We start from the raw sequence: 4,282 nt of genomic DNA, 5'->3' as shown, positions 1-4,282 counted from the left end.
AGCCTATGGGACTCCACATGAATCCGGATAACCGCTGGATCAAACTGGCTGACCGAATCAAAGGAACGCTGACCATTGATGCAAACTGTGCACCCGCAAATATCCGTTATCCGCAGGATATCTCACTTCTGAACGAAGCAAGAGAAAAGCTGGAAACCATCATTTACCGATTTTGCAAATCCTATGGTCTGAGGCTGCCCAGACGCTACCGCAAACAGCTTGGTTATGTGAAAAGAGATCTGCGGTATCTGGAACAGTTCATGAGTGATGGATATGCCATGACAGGTAAGGCTATCGACTGGTATCTTACCATCATCAAACTGTATGAACAGCAACAGTATATGTATGCTAACAGAGTCCATTCTGTGGAGCATCGCATTGTAAGCATCTCGCAGCCATGGCTTCGACCGATTGTCAGAGGGAAGGTCAAAGTACCTGTTGAATTTGGTGAAAAATTTGATCTCAGCCTTGACAGTGAAGGCTATGGGCGTATCGAAAAAATATCTTTCGAGGCATACAACGAGAGCACCTGCCTGATTGAAGCGGTAGAACGCTTCAAAGAACGTACCAGATATTATCCGGTACGTTCTTTGGCAGACCAGATATACCGAACCAGGGAAAACAGGCATTATTGCAAGGAGCATGGATACGGTTATCAGGTCCAAAGCTGGGCAGACCAAGTGCTACAACAAAAGTGGATAAAAAACAAGTGTATCAGGATAATACCGATAGAATCGAAGTAGAGCGTAGCTTTAGTCTGGGCAAACGTTGCTATGGGATGAACTGCATTAGCACGAAGCTGAAAGAAACCCAGTTGACTTCTATCGCATTATCTGTATTCGTGATGAGTCTGTTTAGGGTTCATCACGAATACCTTGCACTCTTTTGCAGTTACTCCGATTCTGGCATGATTGGAGTAAAGGTAGGAGCTTGAACTTACAAATATCCGCTTAGTCAGCAGACACTAAGTACATCTTCAAATTGCTCTAGTGGAATTTTAACTAATGTTTTTTGTTGATTTTTCATACCAAACATAAATACGGCTAGTGTCTCATAACCTTCTTCAGCTAATCTTTGAGCTTCACCAAAATTCGGGCTACCTTCTGAGCCACCATAACAAATGACAACTCCTTTGTATAGCTTATTCTCAGGTTTCAAATGAAACCCTTGAAAAGTACCTTCATCAACATATTTTACATCAATACCCTTTGTGTTTTTAGGATACAAATCTATATTGGTTACATTTTTATAATATTCAGATGCAGACAAACCATCATTTCGATATTTATAGTCGTTGTATAGTCTTAAAATAAATACAAGGACACCTACAACTATTATAATAATTAATATAAACAAAAATATTTTTTTAATTTTTTTCATCTTATCTCTTCTCGTATAATAAGTTTGTAAGCAAGAAAAACCGCTTACAGACTTATTCTTTTTTTGTATAAATGGTAAGAACATCTAAGAGGAACTCCCCTCATCCCGATTCCCATCTATACAGTCAAAGTTACATTTCAATATAGGTAGCTCCTGTGGTATAATATCAGGCAGAGTCTGCTGTCCGAAGGCACCGCTGTTCCTCCTTTCAGCCGGCTTAGTCCGAGACTGCTTCGAAAGCATTCAGCCTGGCACATACGGCACATTCCGCTGACACAGAATTTTCATTCCCAGCCGTTAGCCCCAGCAAGAAAGGCTGACTAGGTGCAGCTTTCTTTTTATCAGTAATAAGCAGGTTATTTATCGCTTACGCATTATCCCTTTTATGAAATATTGATCTGTAATTTTGCTATTCCACTTCTCCATTGAATTTTTGCAAGTAAAGTAAGGAACATGACCCATATTATGCCTGTTAAAATGTTTAGGAAAAAAGCCTCTGAGCTTTCACCTGATAACAAAACATTAATAGGAGTATATATATATAATTTAAATGGCAAATACATCAAGATCCCTTGAAGTATATCAGGAAACAGATAAATAGGAATCAAGGAACCAGATGCTAACATTCTTAATGCCTTAAATGCTGTCATGGCACCTCTGATTTTTTCTATTTTTAAAGCTAATAATCCGACATTGTACCACAGTAAAAACTCAACAACTAACCCAATAAGTAAGTATACAAAGAAATATAATAAATTTAAAGGTTTTATATTACCATAAAAAAACACAAAAATTAATGCTGGTATAAAAACCACAGAGTAGCATACCATCCAAGCAATAAATTTACATACCTTTGGTACTATATATCCTATAGGCCTCACTAAAAAATTAGATAATATGCCTCCCTCCACATCACTTTGAATATCAGTTGCAATATGAGCAAATGGGAAAGCGTATCCTAATAAAATAACAAACAAGTAATAACATATCATATATGAAAATTCAAAAGCATCATAGGATAGCAAAGATTTCCAAAGGAATATATACATAAATAGCTGTATAGGTAAATATATGAGCTTTAAGAATAATTCCAATGGATATTTCAAATTGACTTTCACATACGTATTAATAAGTATTATATATTTATCCGTTAATGCTTTCATATCTTTCCAGTCCTTTTTTCCAAATAATATTATTTATTACAAGCCACAAAATTATATTAATAATCATGCCTGCAATAGAAATACTTATCGTTTTTATCCCAACTAAATTACATACTATTTCAGCCGAAAATGTACTAAAGAAATAAAATGGAACTAAAAACTTAAAAATATATATAATAATGGGAGGCATTATAGTCAAGGGATATTTGTTAAATGAAGTCAGGGCATCAGATACTTCACATATAGCACTCATTTTTCCATGCCAAAAAGCAAAATAGCTACCACATAACCTTATCAATGACAATACAATATTTGCCATAATAACTATTATAACTCCAAATAAAACGGAGGTAATGCTAATCTTTGTGTTTGATACAATAAGTAAAAAAATAAATTCCAGAAATGTGAGAATAATCTCTACATAATCAATATTTAGAATAATAAATCTGACTCTGGGATCCAACGGCCTGGTCAGAGTGTTATCAAGGATTGCATTATAAATATAATACCAAAATCTTGAAGCCATCGAAAAAAAAGCATTGTTCAATCCGTAAAATAACTCGGAAAATGCTATAAATACAATTACATTATTATAACTCCAACCAGGTAATTTATAATTTTTGGAATTAATAACATACCAAAATAATAAATTTAATAATAAGTAAATGAATTTGCTAAAAACATTTATTATTGCATCTTTTTTATAATATTTAAATCTTCTTATTTCAAATGAAAATAAAAGCTTGATTATATTAATTTCCTTGCGAAAGAACATCTTCAAGTACCTCTCTTATATTTATTTCTTCAACATTTATAGAACTAACCTTATATGCCTCCAAGGCCTCTTTAACTATATCATCGAATTCATTAGCATGGCTAAGAAATAAAATCAGTGAATTTTCATTTATTTCATGACATTTTTTTGAGAATAATATAGCTTTGTTTTGGTCAAGAATATCTGTATATGAAATAATAATTTTCTTATTCAGTCCTATTTTATCTGTGACAGCTTTAGGATTACCACAATATGCAATTCTTCCATTTTTCAAAATCACGGTCTTATCACATACCCCCTCTATATAATCAACCTCATGGGTTGTAATAATTATTGATTTTCCATTTTTTTTAAGCTCATTTATGAGGTTATATAATCCTTTTTTTGCATTGTAGTCTAAACCAATTGTTGGTTCATCTAATATTATGTATTTTGGATCATGAAGCAAAATAGATATTATTTCGCATTTTACTCTCTCTCCAAAGCTTAATTTACGATATGGTTTTTCCAGTAATTCATTTATATCTAGGAAGCTATTTAAATAATTAAAATTTTTTTCATATGTGTTATCTGATAAATTATAGATGGCCTTAAAAAATTTTAAATTATCAGAAACGGATAAATCAATAATAAAAGAGCTTTTTTGGTTAAAAATTACCCCCATATTCTTTATAAGTTGTTTTCTATATTTAAAAGAATTTTTCTCTTCAATCAATACTTCACCAGAGGTGGGCTTTAACACACCACAAATGCACTTTAATAAAGTAGATTTGCCAGAACCATTATGCCCAAGTAATGCAATTACTTCGCCTTCTTTTATTTCTAGTTCTATGTTTTCTAATACACAGGTTCTTCTTTTGTTCAATGATACATATTCTTTGTGGACATTAGCTATTTTAATCATTTTTTATCTCCTTTATCAGTGGACACCATGCCAGATACAGCTGCATCAGGATATCCGCTA

Annotated in this window: 3 protein-coding genes and 2 pseudogenes; 1 reads left to right on the top strand and 4 read right to left on the bottom strand. The window is 33.1% G+C overall.

Translation table 11 applies throughout. The annotated features are described in order from the left end of the window. Positions 1 to 62: 62 nt before the first annotated feature. Positions 63 to 862: pseudogene (locus ASU35_RS02665) on the top strand (transposase); the annotation flags it as partial. Positions 863 to 963: 101 nt separating this feature from the next. Here the strand turns inward: ASU35_RS02665 and ASU35_RS02660 are convergent. The 4 genes and pseudogenes from ASU35_RS02660 to ASU35_RS02645 all read right to left on the bottom strand — a co-directional run. Next, positions 964 to 1,380, bottom strand: a pseudogene (locus tag ASU35_RS02660) (acyl-CoA thioesterase); the annotation flags it as partial. A 383-nt stretch (positions 1,381 to 1,763) separates the two neighbouring features. Then, complete coding sequence (locus tag ASU35_RS02655) at positions 1,764 to 2,543, bottom strand: ABC-2 family transporter protein (protein WP_058351554.1); 780 nt, start codon at positions 2,541 to 2,543, stop codon at positions 1,764 to 1,766. Continuing rightward, positions 2,524 to 3,318, bottom strand: a complete 795-nt coding sequence (locus tag ASU35_RS02650) for an ABC-2 family transporter protein (RefSeq protein WP_058351553.1) — start codon at positions 3,316 to 3,318, stop codon at positions 2,524 to 2,526. The genes ASU35_RS02655 and ASU35_RS02650 overlap by 20 nt, the downstream gene beginning before the upstream one ends. Continuing rightward, the gene (locus tag ASU35_RS02645) at positions 3,296 to 4,222 is read right to left on the bottom strand and encodes an ATP-binding cassette domain-containing protein (RefSeq protein ID WP_058351552.1); all 927 of its coding nucleotides are present in this window, start codon (positions 4,220 to 4,222) and stop codon (positions 3,296 to 3,298) included. Before ASU35_RS02645 ends, ASU35_RS02650 begins: the two co-directional genes overlap by 23 nt. Between the last annotated feature and the right edge of the window lie 60 nt (positions 4,223 to 4,282).

The organism is Acetivibrio ethanolgignens (assembly GCF_001461035.1).
Taxonomy (GTDB): domain Bacteria; phylum Bacillota; class Clostridia; order Lachnospirales; family Lachnospiraceae; genus Velocimicrobium; species Velocimicrobium ethanolgignens.
The sequence above is the reverse complement of the archived record's forward strand: the minus strand, read 5'-3'. Positions and strand labels throughout refer to the sequence as shown.

Bases quoted from the DNA above. Each gene is read 5' to 3' on its own strand.
- ASU35_RS02655 (WP_058351554.1), bottom strand. From the start codon at position 2,543: ATGAAAGCATTAACGGATAAATATATAATACTTATTAATACGTATGTG.
- ASU35_RS02650 (WP_058351553.1), bottom strand. From the start codon at position 3,318: ATGTTCTTTCGCAAGGAAATTAATATAATCAAGCTTTTATTTTCATTT.
- ASU35_RS02645 (WP_058351552.1), bottom strand. From the start codon at position 4,222: ATGATTAAAATAGCTAATGTCCACAAAGAATATGTATCATTGAACAAA.